Source organism: Streptococcus azizii (assembly GCF_001984715.1).
Lineage (GTDB): Bacteria > Bacillota > Bacilli > Lactobacillales > Streptococcaceae > Streptococcus > Streptococcus azizii.
The window spans coordinates 53,426-71,008 of sequence record NZ_MSPR01000004.1 but is presented as its reverse complement, the minus strand read 5'-3'; the positions used below and the strand labels follow the sequence as shown (position 1 = coordinate 71,008).

The following is a 17,583-nucleotide window of genomic DNA, read 5'->3' as shown; positions in this document are numbered from 1 at the left end:
ACATCAAAGGACCACTTGCACTCAACGAGGGAGAGCTTGACTGCAAGGAGCATTAAATCGCCCACTCACCATCACGGAAGATTGGTACAGCTGTTCCATCTGCACGAATACCGTCAATATTCATTTTGTTTGACCCAATCATGAAATCCACATGAACGTCTGAACGGTTGAGACCCGCTGCCTTTAATTCATCATTGGTCATCTCAACACCACCTTCGATGCTAAAGGCATAGGCTGAACCGATTGCCAAGTGATTTGAAGCATTTTCATCAAACAAGGTATTGAAAAAAGTAACACCTGATTGGGAAATCGGGCTTTGGTCTGGTACGAGAGCGACCTCACCGAGTCCACGCGCTCCAGCATTATCAAAGACCAATTTCTTCATCACTTCATCGCCTTTTTCAGCACTAATATCGACAATTTCACCATCTTTAAAGGTCACCTTAATCCCTTCGATGATATTGCCATTGTAGCTGAGGGGCTTTGTGGAAGTCACGTACCCGTCTGCCACACGGTAGTCAGGTGCTGTAAACACTTCTTCTGTCGGCATATTGGCAATAAAGTGTTCCCCTTGGGCATTGATAGACCCTGCTGCCTCCCATAAGTGGTTTTTCGGCATACCGAGAGTCAGGTCTGTTCCTGGTGCAGTGTAGTGCAATTTAACAAATTGCTCCTTGTTCAAAATAGCAGCCTTCGCCACGAGACGCTCTTCATGCTCTTTCCAAGCGGCTACTGGGTCATCTGCATAGACACGGCAGGTCTTGAAAATTTGGTCCCATAGCAAGTCGATGGCTTCTTCATCACTCGCTGCATCTGGAAAAACCTTTTTCGCCCATTCTAATCCTGCTGCTGCCCCTAAGGTCCAGCTAATTTTGTTGGCCTGAGTCGCCTGACGCATTGGGTTTAAGGCGATACTTGCTGCGCGTGTCGCACGAGAGAGCTTTTCTGGGTCAATACCGTCCAAGGCACCAGGATCCTCAGATAAAACAACCAAACGGCTTGCTTTATGATCCAAGATGTAGTTCATCTCTGCTATCCGTTGTTCAGAAATGGTTTCCAAGCGCTCAATCGGCACATTCAAGTAGCGCTCACGCAAAATCACATCATCTTGCCAATTAACCAGCACTTCTACAGCCCCTTTTTCATAGGCCTCTTTGACAATCAAGCGCGCCAACTCAGCCTGGTCAACACTAATAGTCAATGAAACTGTATGACCTGGTTGCACATTGATTCCTGTTGATACAAGTAACTTAGCATACTTTGCTAAGTTTTCTTTAAAGTTTGGTAATACCATGATTTACTCCTTCTTTTATTCAATTCCCTCCTATTGTACCATATTTTGCCAGGGGAAGATATTTTCTACCACGCCATACGCATGAAGAAAATATACGTAACTGTTTTCTAGCTACATGCATTTTTCAAGAATATTTTCACGACATTTACATAATGGCTGTGATTTATCCCATTTTCACCTACATTATGACAAAATTTCATGATAAAAAGATAACTTTTATGAAAAATGGTTATCTGAAAGCGAAATCTTCTTCATGCATTTGTCGTCATTTTCTGCTATAGTGATCCCAGCTCATTGAACTGAATCCCACCCAAAATATAAGAATAAAAAGGACATGTCTCAGTCCTATTGAGATAAAGTCTAGGTAAGGTCTATCAAGATAAATCGTCCATTTTTTTGACTATTTCCAAGGAGTATGATATACTGATAGTCAATATTATTGACCATTTAATGCTCGCCAAAATCGATACGATACTCAATCAAAATAGACGGACGTTCACAATTCCTATTGATGAAAGCCCGTTTGTTCGTACGCTCTGTTGGGGAGTCGCAATGAATTTATACTCTTTAAAAATCAAAAGGATACGTTGTCAACTTGTCTCGGTGAACGCTAGTTCTACCTTCGCCTTCGTTTCCTAGTCTACTTTTGATTTTTATTGAGTATTAGAAAGAGGGAATTCTCGCGATGATGCAGATGAAACAGCAGGCAAAAACCTTCGCTCGCTTGAAATATGAACAAGACATTCTCTATGACCAGTATGCGAAAAAATTTGGTCTACAACGGACATCATTTTTCATTCTGGTCTGGCTATACTACTCTCAACGCCCCCTATCACAAGCCTGCCTTAGCCATAAACTGGGAAGTAGCAAGCAGGTCATCAATACCGCCATCAAGGTGTTTGAAGAAGCGGAATTACTCTCCTTTGTGCAAAATGAACGTGATAAACGTCAGAAATTTATCTGCCTAACAAGCAAAGGTAGAGCCTACGCCGCCTCAATTTTAGACCCACTGGAGGAAGCTGAAAGCTATGCCATGTCCCAGATGGATACAAAAGAGCGCGAAAAACTGCTACAACTCTATGCTTCTTTTAATGAAGCCTTGCAGCAACAATTAGGAAGGTAGGCAGCCCATGATTGAGTTTAAACAGGTCAGCAAACATTTTAATCACAAATACGTGCTCCATGAGCAGACCTTTACTATTCGTGATGGGGAATTTTTTGTACTGGTCGGCACAAGTGGCAGTGGGAAAACGACCACCCTCAAAATGATCAACCGCTTGATTGAGCCAGATGAAGGAGACATCTATCTGGACGGCAAATGCCTGAGTGACTACCAACTAAGAGAATTGCGTCTATCCACTGGCTATGTCCTGCAACAAATTGCCCTTTTTCCCAATCTCAGCGTAGCAGAAAATATTGCGCTCATTCCTGAGATGAAAAAATGGTCTAAAAAAGAAATCGATACCCGCACCAAGGAGTTACTAGATTTAGTCGGACTTCCTGCCACCCACTACCTCCACCGCATGCCAAGCGAACTATCGGGTGGAGAGCAACAGCGAATCGGTATATTGCGCGCCATCATTGCTCGTCCCAAGGTCTTGTTGCTAGACGAACCCTTTAGCGCCCTCGACCCTATCTCCCGTGAGCAACTACAGGACTTGGTCAAGAAAATCCAAAAAGAGTTTCAAATGACCATGATTTTTGTGACCCATGATATGGCTGAGGCCATGAAATTGGGCGATCGCATTGCCATTATGGACCAAGGGAAAATCCTACAGCTGGATACTCCTGAACGTATCCAAAAAGCCCCTGCGACCCAGTTTGTCGCTGATTTCTTTCACGTATAGGAGGCTACCATGAACGATTTGATCCAAACCTTTTTAGATAGAAAAGAGGACTGGCTCCTGGCTCTTGGAGAACACTTGCAAATTTCCTTTATGGCGCTCGCCTGTGCGATTTTACTGGCTGTTCCCTTAGCCATTGTCCTCTCTAAACGAGAGCGCTTGGCCAGTCTTGCCCTACAATTTACAGGGATACTACAGACCATTCCTTCTCTGGCTATTTTAGGCTTGCTCATCCCGATTTTCGGGATTGGGAAAATTCCTGCCATTGTCACTCTGATCGTCTATGCTATTTTTCCAATTCTGCAGAATACGGTCACTGGCTTACAGGAGATTGACCCCTCCTTACAGGAAGCTGCAACCGCCTTTGGAATGAACCGCTGGGAAAAACTAACAAAGTTTGAGATTGCTCTTGCAGCACCTGTCATTCTGTCAGGCATTCGGACAGCCACTGTCCTCGTGATTGGAACAGCGACGTTAGCTGCTCTGATCGGAGCAGGGGGACTGGGATCTTTCATTCTCTTGGGAATTGACCGCAACAATAGCTCCCTCATTCTGATTGGAGCGATGAGTTCTGCTATCTTAGCCCTCCTCTTTCATTACCTAATCGGCCTAGTTGATAAAAGGAGTCTCAAGACTATGTCTATCTCTTTTATCGCTCTCTTTTGTCTCAGTTCCATCTCGCTCCTTCCTATGTCCATGATGATGCAGGATAAGATTGTGATTGCTGGAAAGTTAGGGTCTGAACCTGAAATCTTGCTCAATATCTATAAGGAGCTGATCGAGGATCGGACGGACATTACGGTAGAGTTAAAACCAAACTTCGGGAAAACGACCTTTGTCTATGAAGCCTTGAAGGCAGGACAAATCGATCTCTACCCTGAATTTACAGGGACGGTAACCTCAACTCTTTTAAAACAGCCGCCTAGCACATCCACTAATCCAGACGAAGTATACCAGGCTGCCCGCAAAGGGATTTTTGCACAAGATAAATTCATCTATCTCAAACCCATGCTCTATCAAAATACTTATACACTTGCCGTCAAGGAGGACTACGCTAGAGAACACGGCCTAGAAACCATTTCCGACCTAGCCAAGGTCCAGACAAGTGCTACTGCTGGATTTAGCCTAGAATTTAATGACCGCCAAGATGGCGGGAAAGGATTGCAGAAACGCTACAAGCTCCAGCTCCAAGTCAAGACACTGGAACCTGCCCTACGCTACAAGGCGATCGATAATGGGAATGTCCAAATCATCGATGCCTATTCCACAGATAGTGAGCTTCAGGAATACCACCTCAAAACACTCAAAGATGACCGGCAGCTCTTTCCGCCTTATCAGGGAGCGCCCCTTTTACGGGAAGAAACACTCAAAAAATACCCCCAACTAGAGGACATTCTCAATCAGCTAGCTGGTAAGATTACTGAAAAAGACATGCAGGACATGAACTATCAAGTGAATGTTGAGGGCAAATCACCAAGCAAGGTCGCAAAAGCCTACCTTATAGAGCAAGGGGTGATTTCCAATAAATGACGGAGCCTGATAAAGGTTGGAGATAAAACAAGAGCAAGACGTGTCAATAGCTAGAGCCTCCTTCAATAGCATGAGACTGTTGAAGTAGCCTGTAGCTCGTTGCCTAGTATAGTTGATTTTTGAAGAGTATAACCTGATAGAAAAATAGGGAAGCGGATTGATGACAAGCGTCATCTTCTCCAATTCCCTATTTTTTATGTTCTTCAAGTCTCCCTCATCTTAGTCTCTTTTAAAACAGGTCATCAAACAAGCTTAGCTGATTATCCTCAGGCATGTTGCCTAAAATCCCCATTTCATCGAGCTTGTCTACGAGGGTCGCAGAGAGACCTCCGCGTTTGCGCAACTCAGTCTTAGAGAGGAACTCCCCTTCTTCACGCGCCTTGACCACCTGACGGGCAACGTTTTCACCTAGACCATCCATAGCTACAAATGGTGGAATCAAGGTATCTCCCTCTATTTGAAATTCGGTCGCATCAGACCGGTACAAGTCTAGCTTGCCAAATTTAAAGCCGCGCTCTAACATTTCATTGACAATTTCAAGCGTGGTAAAGAGGTCCTGTTCCACATTGCTGGCTTCATTATTTTTCTTCTTGATTGTGATTTCTTCCATCTTAGCCTTCACCCGGTCTAAACCAGCAGACATGGTCGCTAAATCAAAGGCCTTGGCTCGAATGGAGAAATAAGCACAGTAATAATAAATCGGATGATGCACTTTAAAGTAGGCCACGCGAAGGGCCATCATAACGTAGGCTGCCGCATGGGCTTTAGGGAACATGTACTTGATTTTTCCACAAGATTCAATATACCAATCCGGTACATTATTGTCCTTCATAGCCTGTATATAGCCTTTGCGTTCCTCTTCAGAAATCTTGAGCCACGCTCCTTTACGCACCCGCTCCATGATATTAAAGGCCATTTTAGGAGCGAGTCCCGCATGCATGAGGTAGACCATGATATCGTCCCGACAGCCGATAACCGTAGACAAATCGGCAATACCTGCCTTAATCAAATCCTGGGCATTGCCCAACCAGACATCTGTTCCGTGCGATAGACCAGATAATTGGAGGAGTTCAGAGAAGGTCGTTGGATGGGTTTCTTCTACCATTCCACGGACGAAGTTGGTTCCAAATTCGGGAATCCCTAGCATACCAGTCGGGGTCCCTATCTGCTCTGGTGTGACTCCCAGCACCTCAGTCCCTGAAAAGAGAGCCATGACTCCTTTGTCGTCTGCGGGAATGGTCTGCGGATCAATCCCTGATAGGTCCTGAAGTTTGCGAATCATGGTCGGGTCATCGTGTCCCAGTACGTCCAGCTTTAAGACGTTTTCATCAATATCATGGAAATTAAAGTGGGTCGTCTGCCAGCTGGCTGTCAAATCATCTGCTGGATATTGGACAGGGGTAAAATCATAGACATCCATATAGTTTGGAATGACGACGATTCCTCCCGGGTGCTGACCGGTTGTCCGTTTAACACCGGCCGCACCAGCAGCCAGGCGTTCTACCTCTACATCACGATAGAATTTGCCATAGTCCCGCTCATAGCCACGCACATAGCCATAAGCCGTTTTCGCAGCAACCGTTCCCACTGTTCCAGCCCGAAAGGCATACTGGTCTCCAAAGATTTTCCGGACATCCAAATGAGCATCCGGTTGATCGTCCCCTGAAAAGTTCAAGTCAATATCGGGGACCTTATCCCCGTCAAAACCTAGGAAGGTTTCAAAGGGAATATCCTGCCCGTCCTTGGCATATTTATGACCACATTCTGGACAGTCCTTATCTGGCATATCAAAGCCCGAACCGTAAGAGCCATCTGTGATAAATTCACTGTGTTGGCATTTCGGACAGACATAGTGCGGTGGCATCGGGTTGACTTCTGTGATACCAATCATGGTAGCAACAAAGCTCGAACCGACAGACCCACGTGAACCAACGAGGTAACCACGTTCGTTCGACCGCGTTACCAGCATCTGAGAAGCCAGATAAATCACGGCAAAGCCGTTCCCCAAAATCGAAGTCAATTCTTTTTCAATCCGCAGGTCAATAATATCTGGTAGAGGATTCCCATAGACTTCAAAAGCCTTTTTATAGGTCAATTCTGCCACTCGCTCTTCGGCATTTTCCAGATAAGGAGTATAGAGGTCTTTTTTGACCACCTCGACCTCTTCAAAACGCTCGAGCAGGGCATTTGGATTGGTAATCACAATTTCGCGCGCCATCTCCTCACCTAAGAAGGCAAAGTCATCTAGCATTTCATTGGTCGTACGAAAATGAGCCTTAGGAAGTGGTGCTGGTTGGGCATTCTCACCATGTCCTATGGTTCGATTGATCATCGCACCTTGTCCCAAGGAACGGACGATAATCTCCCGATAAATCTCTTCCTCTGGGTCAATATAGTGGACATTCCCTGTTGCCAGAACAGGTAGATGAGCCCTACGCCCAACCTCAATTAGGTTCTGAATCATGGCTTTTATTTCCGCCATATCCTTGAATTGCTCCTTGGCAATCATGGGAGCATATAGGTCAGGAGGCATCACTTCAATGAAATCATAGTAGCTTGCCACCTTGGCTGCCTCTTCAATCCCTTTTGACAGCAATTCATCAAAAACCTCCCCCTCTTGACAGGCCGTGCCTACTATCAGACCTTCACGGTGTTCATTTAGGACCGTCCGTGGAATCCTTGGCACCCCTTCAAAATACTTGGTGTTGGATAAAGAAACCAATTTGAAGATATTTTTCAAGCCCACCTGATTGGTCACGTATAAGGTTGCATGTTTGACGCGAGCTTTCTTATAGGAATCTTCTGCTATCAATTCTGTATTTAACTGGCTTAATTGGCTGATACCATACTTTTCAAGGGCATCTTTTAAGAAAATAAAGAGGAGACGTCCAGTCGCTTCGGCATCGTAATTGGCCATGTGGTGATGCTCAAGAGCAACACCAAAACGCTTGGTCAACGGTCCTAGACCGTGTCGCTTATATTCTGGATAGAGGTTACGGGCAAATTCCAAGGTATCGATGACCGGCTGGGTAATCGTTGGCATACCTGCTCGCTCATAGTTCACATCCATAAAGCCAACGTCAAAGGTCGCATTGTGGGCAACGAGAACAGACCCCTCACAGAAGGCCTGAAATTCCTGTAAGACCTGCTTGAGAGGCTTGGTATTTCTGACATGCTCATCTGTAATCCCCGTCAAGTCAGTCGTAAACTGGCTCAAGGGATGACCTGGATTGATAAATTCGTCAAATTCAGCGATAACATTGCCCTTATACATCTTAGAAGCCGCTATCTGAATTAAGCTATTGTAAACAGCAGAGAGACCGGTTGTTTCCACGTCAAAGACCACATAGGTCGCTTCTGATAACAAAAGCTCTGCCTCGTTATAGACAATCGGAACACTATCCTCTACAATATTGGCTTCCATCCCAAAAAGTGCACGAATCCCTGCCTTACGAGCTGCATGATAGCCGTGAGGAAAGGATTGGACATTCCCATGGTCCGTAATAGCAATCGCTTTATGCCCCCACTGGGCCGCTCGGGCAATCAACTCTTCAACAGGTGGCAGGGCATCCATAGTAGACATATTGGTGTGGGCATGAAATTCAATTCGCTTTTGATCATCTGGCATGAGGTCTTTACGAATATCGCGCTTGACTTCTTGAATTTCCTGAACATTCATCGTCAAGTCGCGCGTGAAATTATTGGTTTCGATATTTCCTCGAACACGCAACCAATTCCCTTTTTTCACCATGTCAAACTTCTGGGCTTCTTCTTCATTTTTTGCCCACTTTTGCATGGAAAAAGAAGAGGTATAGTCCGTCATCTTGAAATTGATAATCACCCGCCCCGTCCGTGTCGTCCGCTGTTCCACATCAAAGACTAGGCCCTCAAATACAATCCGATTCTCTTCCGTCTCAATCTCAATCATCGGTGTAATCTCCGATTTCTCAAGACTTACCTTGCGCGGTGTCTGCTTCTTAAAGTCTTGGAAACTTGGCTGTGGACTTACTTCTGGTGGAGGGGCCATCTGAGCCAGTTGTTCCATGGCTTCCAAGGTTTCCTGACTCGCCTTCTGGAGAATTTCTTGATTTTGAGCATGAAACTCTGCAAATTGCGACTGGGTCATTTCTTCACAGACCTCGATTTCCACCGCTAGATTGGCAAAGCCAAAGCGGGAAAACTGCTCGACCAAATTGGGTAGATGATTCTTTCTGAAATGCGGTGTATCAATGGAAGCTGGACCTTTTATCCACAGAATACCGTCACGGAATTCGACGGGTAACTGCTGAAAAATCGAACGAAAGCCAGCACTCTGGCACAGCTCTTCTGTAAAGGCTTCTGGATAGTAGGCCTGCACTAGGTCTGAATCAACCATCTCTTGGCTCGTTACCAGACGAAAACGTGCGTGATTGCCCGTCTTTTGAAACTCGTTGAGGAGCTTGGCCTTAAATAATTGATAGTGAGCCAAAGGCAACGGTGCTTCAAATCGAAAGGTAAAATCCCACACTTTACTCTTTTTATGCAGCAAAACCTGCTCAATCTTGCCGCCTGTGAACGCGCTTGATTCCTTTAATTCAAGCGGCAGACCAATTTGATTCAATAGTAATTGAAACGTATCTGTCATTCTCATATCCCTTGTCTTTCTATTCTCTCTATTTTACCACAATGTTCGAGCCTTTTCCTATGACAGGTCAAACAGACGGGTGAAAGTGGGTCCTTCAGCCAGTTTTCCCGCTCATCCTTTTTCAATTATCTACACTCTTGACGAAGTATCCTTTTGATTTTTAAAGAGTAGGAAGCTCTCATATCTTAACCTTACAGGGCTCACCAGGCGGGTGCAGTTGTGGGTTCTTGGAGATAGTGGAGCCAGGTCTGGTCTTTTAGGCGACAGAGGGTCACAGACAGCCCCGCCATATCTAGACTGGTTGCAAAGCGCCCTGTCTTGATAAAAGGAAGCCGCAAGCCTTCCACATCCAGTAGCTGGCAAATATCATTTAAAAAGATGCCCTGCTCCAACTCTGAAATTGTACCCAAGTTGTTGACCAAAAGGAGAAATTCCTCCCCCTCCCGCCAACGAAAGCGGAGTTTTAACTTGTTGACAATCTCATTTGCCAACTGCTCAGATGATTCAAATGAAACTGTCCGATAACCCTCTTCCCCATGAATCCCAATACCGTAGGAAATCTCGCCCTCTTTTAACTCAAAGAGGGGAGAGGTCCCCTGTGGAACATGCGCCGAACTCGTTGCAAATCCTATGGTTGCCATTTCGGTCGATGCGCTGAGCGCCAACTCCTCCAAACAATCTAAAGACATCCCAGACTGAGCTGCTGCTCCTACAATCTTATGGAGCAAGATGGTCCCAGCAAGCCCTCTATGGCGCTTTTGAAAATTCTTTTTGGTGTCAACCGAAATATCATCGTGGGACAGGACGTATTTCACTTGAATCCCCTCTTTCCGTGCCTGACGAATCGCCTCTTGAAAGGAGAGCAAATCCGCCTCAAAATTTTTGATGATGACAAAAACACCCCGCCCCTTATCCACATGCCGAATGGCACATAAAATCTCATCAGCTGTAGGAGGGGTAAACAGCTCGCCATAAACCGCAGCTGTCAACATCCCTTGCCCCACAAAGCCGACGTGCATCGGTTCATGACCTGAGCCGCCCCCAGAAATGACGGGTATAGAATCGTGATTCACCTCTCTCACAGTGATGACCGGCGCCTGACTCAGGCGCCCAAGTTCAGGATGCGCTACTAAAAAACCGTCCATGTAGTGAGCGATAACACGCTCTGCTTGATTGATGATAGCCACCATTTATGTCCCCTTTCTCTCCCTCACCGTTCCTATCAATACCCTTACTAACTGTGGATAATGGGCACAAAGCTGACAGGGCCTTTGCTTCATTTCCTGCTCAATTAAGGAAAGCAAAGCTCCTGTATGATAGGAAATCAAAAAGTGCTGGTAGGCCTGACCTACATCTACCTGCTCCTCTCGTTGTAGTTCTGTCAAAATCTTATCCACTAAAATCCGACAATAGCCCTCCAAGTAGGAAACAAAATCATTTTGCCCCTTCGTTTCAAATAATTGAACGTAAAAATGCTGGTTATTCTCAATATAATACAGCAGTTCATCCAACATGCTCAAACCGCTGATATAGTTCAAATTATCGGTCACTTGCTCCTGCAATTCTGTCTCAAAAATCCAATCCAGCAATTCATACTTATCCACAAAATAATTGTAGAACGTTTGCCTACGCATCTTGGCCTCCTGCATAATATCCACAACGGAGACCTTATCAAAACTTTTCATTGCTAGTTGACGTTTCAAAGCCTTGGCTATCCTCTTTTTTGTAATCAGAGATGTTCCCATTAAGCCCCCCTTTCTCTCTTGGTTTCTCCACATTATCCTTACTGTTTATCATGATGATTACCTCATACTCTTCAAAAATGAAGGGGTAGGTCATCAAGAGTCTCGGTGAACTGTTTCAACCGGTCACCCAAAAACACGAAAGTGATCATAGAAGCTCGAGCCTAAAAACGAAAGAGCGAAGAAAGGACATTGCTCCTTCATAATTTAGGCTGAAAACCTTCACTGGAGCTTTTCACTCGTCGCATTTCCTATTTTCGCTTAGACCTTTTAACGTCCTCACATCTTAACTGAACACGGGCTAAAAGCTCGGAAAAAAGATAGGCTGTCTTGTGTTCAACAAACACTGCGACAGCCTCCTATTTTTCAGTCGCTTTTTTTACGCCCTTTGTATCTTGTTTCTACCTTATCATACTTTCGTTGAAATCCAAAGGGACAGACCCTTCCATTTGTCCCTTTCTTTTTACTGAACATTCTAGTATACTGAAAGCGTAATCATTTAGGCTGTCATGGGAAAATATAGCTGTACTCGATCTATCCAATCGTCAGATGATTCCACATGACCATTTGTTTCGAGGAGGAACATCAATGAAAAAAATTATCAACCAAGCTGAGCATGTCGTTGATGAAATGCTCAAGGGTCTTGTCTTTATGCACGGCAACTTAGTCGAACGCTTGGACGGCTACGATGTGATTGTCAGAAAGACTGAAAAACATGGCAAAGTCGGACTCATCTCTGGTGGTGGTTCTGGTCACGAACCATCTCACGCTGGATTTGTCGGCCAGGGAATGCTGTCTGCAGCTATCTGTGGCGCCGTCTTTACCTCTCCAACTCCAGACCAAATTTTAGAAGCCATTAAAGCCGCTGACGAAGGGGCGGGCGTATTTATGGTCATCAAAAATTACTCTGGTGACATCATGAACTTTGAAATGGCACAAGAACTGGCTGAAATGGAAGGCATTGAGGTCGCAAGCATCGTCGTCGATGATGATATTGCAGTGGAAAACAGTCTTTATACTCAAGGTCGACGTGGCGTTGCAGGAACTATTCTAGTGCATAAAATTCTCGGCTATGCTGCCGATACAGGAAAATCCCTTACTGAAATCAAGGAACTAGCAGACAGACTCGTTCCCCAGATCAAAACGATCGGACTTGCCCTTTCAGGTGCTACGGTTCCTGAGGTTGGAAAACCGGGCTTCGTCCTTGAAGAAGATGAATTTGAATACGGAGTGGGTATCCACGGCGAGCCAGGCTATAAAAAAGAAAAACTTCAACCTTCTAAAGCCTTGGCAAAAGAACTCGTTTCAAAACTACTCCAAGACTTTGAAGCCCAGGCAGGAGAAACCTATGGCCTCCTCATCAATGGACTCGGTGGGACTCCACTGATGGAGCAATATGTCTTTGCCAATGATGTCGCCCAACTCCTTGCTGATAGACAGATTAAGGTAGCCTTCCATAAGATTGGTAACTATATGACCTCTATTGACATGGCAGGACTCTCCCTTACTTTTATCAAGCTAGCAGATGCTGGCTGGCTAGAAGCATTAGAAGCCGCTGTCGAAACCCCAGCTTGGTAAAGGAGACGATATGGAGACACAAGCAGTATTCAAATGGATGCAGTTATTTGCACAAAAAATCCAAGATAATAAAGACCTATTGAGCCAACTAGATACACCCATTGGAGACGGTGATCACGGTGGCAACATGGCCCGTGGTATGGCAGCAGTCATGGAAGAATTAGAAGGTCAGGAATTTACTCATCCTGGGGACATCTTCAAAGTTGTTTCCATGCAACTGCTCAGCAAGGTCGGTGGGGCCTCTGGTCCGCTCTATGGCTCAGCCTTTATGGGGATCACCAAAGGAGCGCAGACCGGCGCTTCCTTGGCAGATAGCCTCCAAGCAGGGCTGGATATGATCCAAAAACGAGGCAAGGCAGTCGTCGGTGAAAAGACTATGGTAGATGTCTGGACACCTCTTATCGCAGATATACGAGCGGGACAACTCAGCCTTGAGTCGATTCGACAAGCCGTTGACAATACGAGAGATTTACAGGCTACAAAAGGGCGGGCCTCCTATGTCGGTGAGCGCTCTGTCGGTCATATCGATCCAGGTTCTTATTCTTCTGGTCTACTCTTTGAAGCATTAGTGGAGGCAGGACTAGTATGACACAGACAGTTGGTATCGTTATCGTCTCCCACTCCCACCATCTAGCCCAAGGAATCATCGACCTGCTCTCAGAAATCGCAAAGGATGTCCCCATCACCTATTGTGGAGGGCTAGAAGATGGCAGTATCGGAACAGCATTTTCCCGAGTGGAAGAAGCGGTAAATAGCAATCCTGCTGACACCATTCTCGCCTTTTTTGACCTCGGTAGCGCTCGCATGAATATGGAAATGGTGGCAGACTTTTCGGACAAGAATATTCACATCCAATCTGTTTCTGTCGTGGAAGGTAGCTACACCGCAGCAGCCCTTCTTCAGGCTGGTGCTTCCCTTGAAGCCACCCTTGAACAACTAGCGGCATTACAGATTACTAAATAAAAAGATACTGGATTCTTATCCAGCATCTTTTTATTTAGTGATTGGTTAGTATTTTCAGGGTTTCAAGCAACTGATCTGCATGGACTTCAACGCTATCTCCTGTTCCCTTGATTTTGACTTCAACAATACCATCTGCTGCCTTTTTCCCCACTGTCACCCGGACAGGCAAACCGATTAGATCGCTATCTGAGAATTTCACTCCCGCTCGCTCATTGCGGTCATCTGTCAAGACTTCATAACCAGCTGCGATCAGGTGATCCTCAATCGATTGGGTCAAACTCATCGTCACATCGTCCTTGACATTGACGGGAATCAGATGTACATCAAACGGCGCTAATTCTTTCGGGAAGTGAATCCCCCACGCAAAGCGATAATCGCCTTTAGGTGTTTTATTCACAAAAAGACGGGCATGCTGCTCTAAGACGGCAGATAAGAGGCGACTAACTCCAATACCATAGCAGCCCATAATAATTGGAACAGCGCGACCATTTTCATCCAAGACAGTCGCATTCATACTATCAGAATAACGCGTCCCCAATTTGAAAATATGGCCGATTTCAATGCCTCGGGCAAACTGTAATGTCCCTTTGCCATCTGGCGAAAGCTCTCCCTCTTTAACCTCACGAATATCAACATATTCTGTCACTTGATAATCACGACCAACATTGGCACCAGTATAGTGGAAGCCATCTTCATTGGCACCAACTATGGTATTTTTCAACCCCTCCACCTTGCTATCTGCAATGATGGTAATCTCTTCTTTCAGTCCGACCGGACCTAGTGAGCCAATGTTTGCCCCAAAGACCGCAAAGACCTCTTCTGGGGTTGCGACATCAAGAAAATCAGCTCCCAAATGATTTTTTAATTTTACATCATTGACCTGATCATTTCCGACAAGAAGCGCCACAACAGGCTTACCGTCTACCATAAAGAGCATGGTTTTAATCGTTTGCTCTTCTGGAACATCCAAGAAAGATACCACTTCATCGATCGTCTTGCTGTCTGGCGTTGCCACTTTCACCAAGTCTTCTTCTGCTACGACAAGGTTGCGCGGCTGATGCTTACTGGTGGCCATTTCAAGATTGGCTGCATAGCCCGACTCCGTTGAATAGACAATCGTATCTTCACCCGATACCAACCAAGCAGCCAGCTCTTCTTTGATGGCTACTAGGACATCTTCTGGAAGCTCCTCAAAGGAGGCGACTGATTTATCCAAAACGACCCAGCGCTCAAGCTCTGTACGATCTGGTGTAATCGCCATAAATTCCTGGCTATCTTTTCCTCCCATGGCACCACCGTCTCCAATGATTGCCTTAAATTCTAAGCCTGCACGAGTAAAGATTGCTTCATAGGCTGCCTTGTAATCGTCATAGGTTTGATCCAGACTATCATAGCTAGCATGGAAACTATAGCCATCTTTCATGATAAACTCACGACCACGGAGCAAGCCATTACGTGGTCGCTTCTCATCGCGGTATTTAGGCTGAATCTGATAGATATTGAGGGGTAATTGCTTATAAGATTGAATCGCCTCTCGAGCCAGCAGGGTAACGGTTTCTTCATGGGTAGGTCCCAAAATAAAGTCAGAACCTTCCCGATTTTTCAGTTTGTAAAGGTCATCACCATAGGTGTCGTAGCGTCCCGACTCACGCCAAATATCTGCCGATAAGAGAGCCGGCGCTAAAAATTCCACCGCACCAATCTTGTCAAATTCCTGGCGCATGATTTTTTTGGCTTTTTCAATCACACGGTTAGCAAGTGGCAAATAGCTGTAAATGCCTGCTGAGACCTGGCGGACGTAGCCTGCGCGCACCATCAAGGCATGGCTAATTACCTGCGCGTCAGAGGGCATTTCCCGTAGGGTTGGGATTATCATTTTGGACTGTTTCATAAAAATTTTTCTCTCCTTTCGCTCAATCTTTTAAAAAAAGACACGTAAAATATCATTCCAGGTGACCGCAATCATCAGAATGACCATAACGGCTACGCCTGCGAGGGTAATATAGGATTCTGTTTCTTGTTTGAGGGGCTTTCTACGAATGGCTTCGATGAGGTTGATAACAATTTTTCCACCATCAAGAGCAGGAATCGGAATGAGGTTAAAAATCCCCAGGTTAATCGACAGCATCGCAAGCAAACGCAAGACGGAACCCCATCCATTATCGGCTGCTTGAGAACTAATCTGATAAATAGCAACCGGGCCACCCAACTTGTTTAAATCAAACTGGGCAATGATATTTTTCAACGCCCGAACAACCAATAGACTGGTAGAAATGGTTTCCTTGAAGCCTCCAACAACTTTATCGACAAAGCCTGTCTTTAAGATTGGCGAAACTCCCAGATAGTAACGTCCATCCTGCTCTTGGGTCGTCACATGCACAGTCCTTTTTTCTTTCTCATGACTGACTTCAAGTGCTAAAGTCGGCGCCTCTTTTACATCCTGGCTGGCCTTTGCGATAGCAGTCGTAATCGCATCATAGTCGCTGACCTTTTCACCATTGATGGCAAGGATCTGATCTCCTGTAACAAGACCGGATTGCTGGGCAGCACTACCTTCTACGACGGTCACATGATTAGTCGTATAATCCGGCACCCCTCCTTGTAAGAAAAAAAAGAGAACGAAGGCGACAAATCCCAGGATGAAATTGTTCATCGGACCTGCAAAATTGGTTATCAAGCGCCCCCATATAGAAGCATTTTGATACTGGACATCCAGCGGCGCAATCCGAACTTCTGTCCCATCTTCTTCCACAATGGTCGCATCGTGATCTACTGAGAAGCTCTTACTTTCATCTAATACTAGACCTGTAATTTCGAGCCTTTCTTCAACATCATAGGCTGTCACATTCATCGGAAGCCCAGCATCATCTAAGATTTTTTGAGATAGATTGATTCGAGTGACAATCCCTTCTTTATCAAGACTGAGCGTGACTGGAGTCCCTGTCTTAATCTCTGTCTTATCTTCACCCCATCCTGCCATGCGAACATAGCCTCCTAGAGGAAGAATCCGAATGGTATAGGCTGTCCCATCCTTACCAATGTGGGCAAAAATTTTCGGCCCCATCCCAATCGCAAACTCACGGACAAGAATCCCTGATTTCTTAGCAAAATAGAAATGTCCGAACTCATGGACAATCACAATGACTCCAAAAATAAAAATAAACGCTATAATTCCCTTCATCATTCCTCCTTAGAACAAACCAAAAAAGTGCATGATTGGAAAGACAAAAATCAAACTATCAAAACGGTCTAAAATGCCCCCGTGTCCTGGAATGACTCTTCCAGAGTCCTTCACCCCGAAGCGACGTTTAATAGCACTTTCGACCAAGTCTCCAAACTGGGCAAAAATAGAAAAAAGAACCACTAAAACTAGCATGGTTACAAGTGAGTAACCCGATGTCACATCCTTATCTATCCAGATAAAGAGGGTCGAAACAATAAGAGCTGAGACAATCCCGCCGAGGCTTCCTTCTAGCGTCTTGTTCGGCGATACTCTAGGCATAAGTCTATGTCGCCCGATTCGACTACCGACCATATAAGCTCCTATATCTGTCGCCCAGACAATGAACAAGGCAAAGAGTACCTTATCTAAACCATTCATACGCGCTAAAATCAGATGATGAAAACCAATCCCGACATAAAAACTAGAAGCAATGGGAAAGGCAACTTCTGCATAGGAGTACTGGCGAATATTAAAAACCGTTGAAGCTAGTAAGCAAAGCACCACAATGGCATAGGCAGTATAATTCCCATCTGTCGGTAGGAAAGTCACGTAATTTTCCAGCGGTAAAGTCAAGACTACACTCCCTAGCATAGTCAATAGCCCTTCAATCGAATTGGGCAACAGACCATGCATTCTGATCAATTCAGCAGTCGCCATCATAGCTAACAGGCCAATAAAGAGTTGAAAAGGCACTCCTCCCTTTAGTAAAAAAGGAATAAAGATGGCTAGGGCCACTCCACCAAAAATTACTCGTTTCTGTAAATCCTTTGTCATAAATTCTCCCT

At 45.3% G+C, this 17,583-nt stretch carries 13 protein-coding genes; 6 read left to right on the top strand and 7 right to left on the bottom strand.

Features of this window, described 5'->3' with window-relative positions:
- Positions 1-52: 52 nt before the first annotated feature.
- Positions 53-1,294, bottom strand: a complete 1,242-nt coding sequence (locus BVE84_RS03385; RefSeq protein WP_076995686.1) for an aminopeptidase — start codon at positions 1,292-1,294, stop codon at positions 53-55.
- Positions 1,295-1,979: 685 nt separating this feature from the next.
- Here BVE84_RS03385 and BVE84_RS03380 point away from each other — a divergent pair.
- From BVE84_RS03380 to BVE84_RS03370, 3 genes are read left to right on the top strand one after another with little or no spacing between them, the layout of a single operon-like run.
- Positions 1,980-2,417, top strand: coding sequence for a MarR family winged helix-turn-helix transcriptional regulator (locus tag BVE84_RS03380; RefSeq protein WP_076995685.1), 438 nt, complete (start codon positions 1,980-1,982; stop codon positions 2,415-2,417).
- 7 nt (positions 2,418-2,424) lie between these two features.
- Positions 2,425-3,141 (top strand): ABC transporter ATP-binding protein, encoded by a 717-nt coding sequence (locus tag BVE84_RS03375; RefSeq protein ID WP_076995684.1) that lies wholly within the window; start codon positions 2,425-2,427, stop codon positions 3,139-3,141.
- 9 nt (positions 3,142-3,150) lie between these two features.
- Positions 3,151-4,668 (top strand): ABC transporter permease/substrate-binding protein, encoded by a 1,518-nt coding sequence (locus tag BVE84_RS03370; protein ID WP_076995683.1) that lies wholly within the window; start codon positions 3,151-3,153, stop codon positions 4,666-4,668.
- A 229-nt stretch (positions 4,669-4,897) separates the two neighbouring features.
- On the opposite strand, the gene BVE84_RS03365 is transcribed toward BVE84_RS03370, so the two are convergent.
- The 3 genes from BVE84_RS03365 to dhaS all read right to left on the bottom strand — a co-directional run bounded on the left by BVE84_RS03365 (position 4,898) and on the right by dhaS (position 11,037).
- The gene (locus tag BVE84_RS03365) at positions 4,898-9,292 is read right to left on the bottom strand and encodes a PolC-type DNA polymerase III (RefSeq protein ID WP_076995682.1); all 4,395 of its coding nucleotides are present in this window, start codon (positions 9,290-9,292) and stop codon (positions 4,898-4,900) included.
- Between the two features lie 200 nt (positions 9,293-9,492).
- Positions 9,493-10,482 (bottom strand): DhaKLM operon coactivator DhaQ, encoded by a 990-nt coding sequence (gene dhaQ, locus BVE84_RS03360; protein WP_076995681.1) that lies wholly within the window; start codon positions 10,480-10,482, stop codon positions 9,493-9,495.
- The gene (gene dhaS, locus BVE84_RS03355) at positions 10,483-11,037 is read right to left on the bottom strand and encodes a dihydroxyacetone kinase transcriptional activator DhaS (protein ID WP_076995680.1); all 555 of its coding nucleotides are present in this window, start codon (positions 11,035-11,037) and stop codon (positions 10,483-10,485) included. It abuts the gene before it with no gap.
- A gap of 585 nt (positions 11,038-11,622) precedes the next feature.
- On the opposite strand from dhaS, the gene dhaK reads away from it, so the two are divergent.
- Genes dhaK through dhaM form a run of 3 tightly spaced genes read left to right on the top strand, consistent with a single transcriptional unit; the run spans position 11,623 to position 13,575 of the window.
- Complete coding sequence (gene dhaK / locus BVE84_RS03350; RefSeq protein WP_076995679.1) at positions 11,623-12,612, top strand: dihydroxyacetone kinase subunit DhaK; 990 nt, start codon at positions 11,623-11,625, stop codon at positions 12,610-12,612.
- A gap of 10 nt (positions 12,613-12,622) precedes the next feature.
- Positions 12,623-13,201, top strand: a complete 579-nt coding sequence (dhaL, locus tag BVE84_RS03345) for a dihydroxyacetone kinase subunit DhaL (RefSeq protein ID WP_076995678.1) — start codon at positions 12,623-12,625, stop codon at positions 13,199-13,201.
- On the top strand, positions 13,198-13,575 hold the full coding sequence (dhaM, locus tag BVE84_RS03340) for a dihydroxyacetone kinase phosphoryl donor subunit DhaM (protein WP_076995677.1): 378 nt from the start codon (positions 13,198-13,200) through the stop codon (positions 13,573-13,575). Before dhaL ends, dhaM begins: the two co-directional genes overlap by 4 nt.
- Before the next feature lie 34 nt (positions 13,576-13,609).
- Here the strand turns inward: dhaM and BVE84_RS03335 are convergent, their stop codons facing one another.
- From BVE84_RS03335 to BVE84_RS03325, 3 genes are read right to left on the bottom strand one after another with little or no spacing between them, the layout of a single operon-like run.
- Positions 13,610-15,466, bottom strand: a complete 1,857-nt coding sequence (locus BVE84_RS03335; protein WP_076995676.1) for a proline--tRNA ligase — start codon at positions 15,464-15,466, stop codon at positions 13,610-13,612.
- Positions 15,467-15,496: 30 nt separating this feature from the next.
- On the bottom strand, positions 15,497-16,756 hold the full coding sequence (gene rseP, locus BVE84_RS03330; RefSeq protein WP_076995675.1) for an RIP metalloprotease RseP: 1,260 nt from the start codon (positions 16,754-16,756) through the stop codon (positions 15,497-15,499).
- Positions 16,757-16,765: 9 nt separating this feature from the next.
- The gene (locus BVE84_RS03325) at positions 16,766-17,572 is read right to left on the bottom strand and encodes a phosphatidate cytidylyltransferase (protein WP_076995674.1); all 807 of its coding nucleotides are present in this window, start codon (positions 17,570-17,572) and stop codon (positions 16,766-16,768) included.
- Positions 17,573-17,583 lie beyond the last annotated feature (11 nt).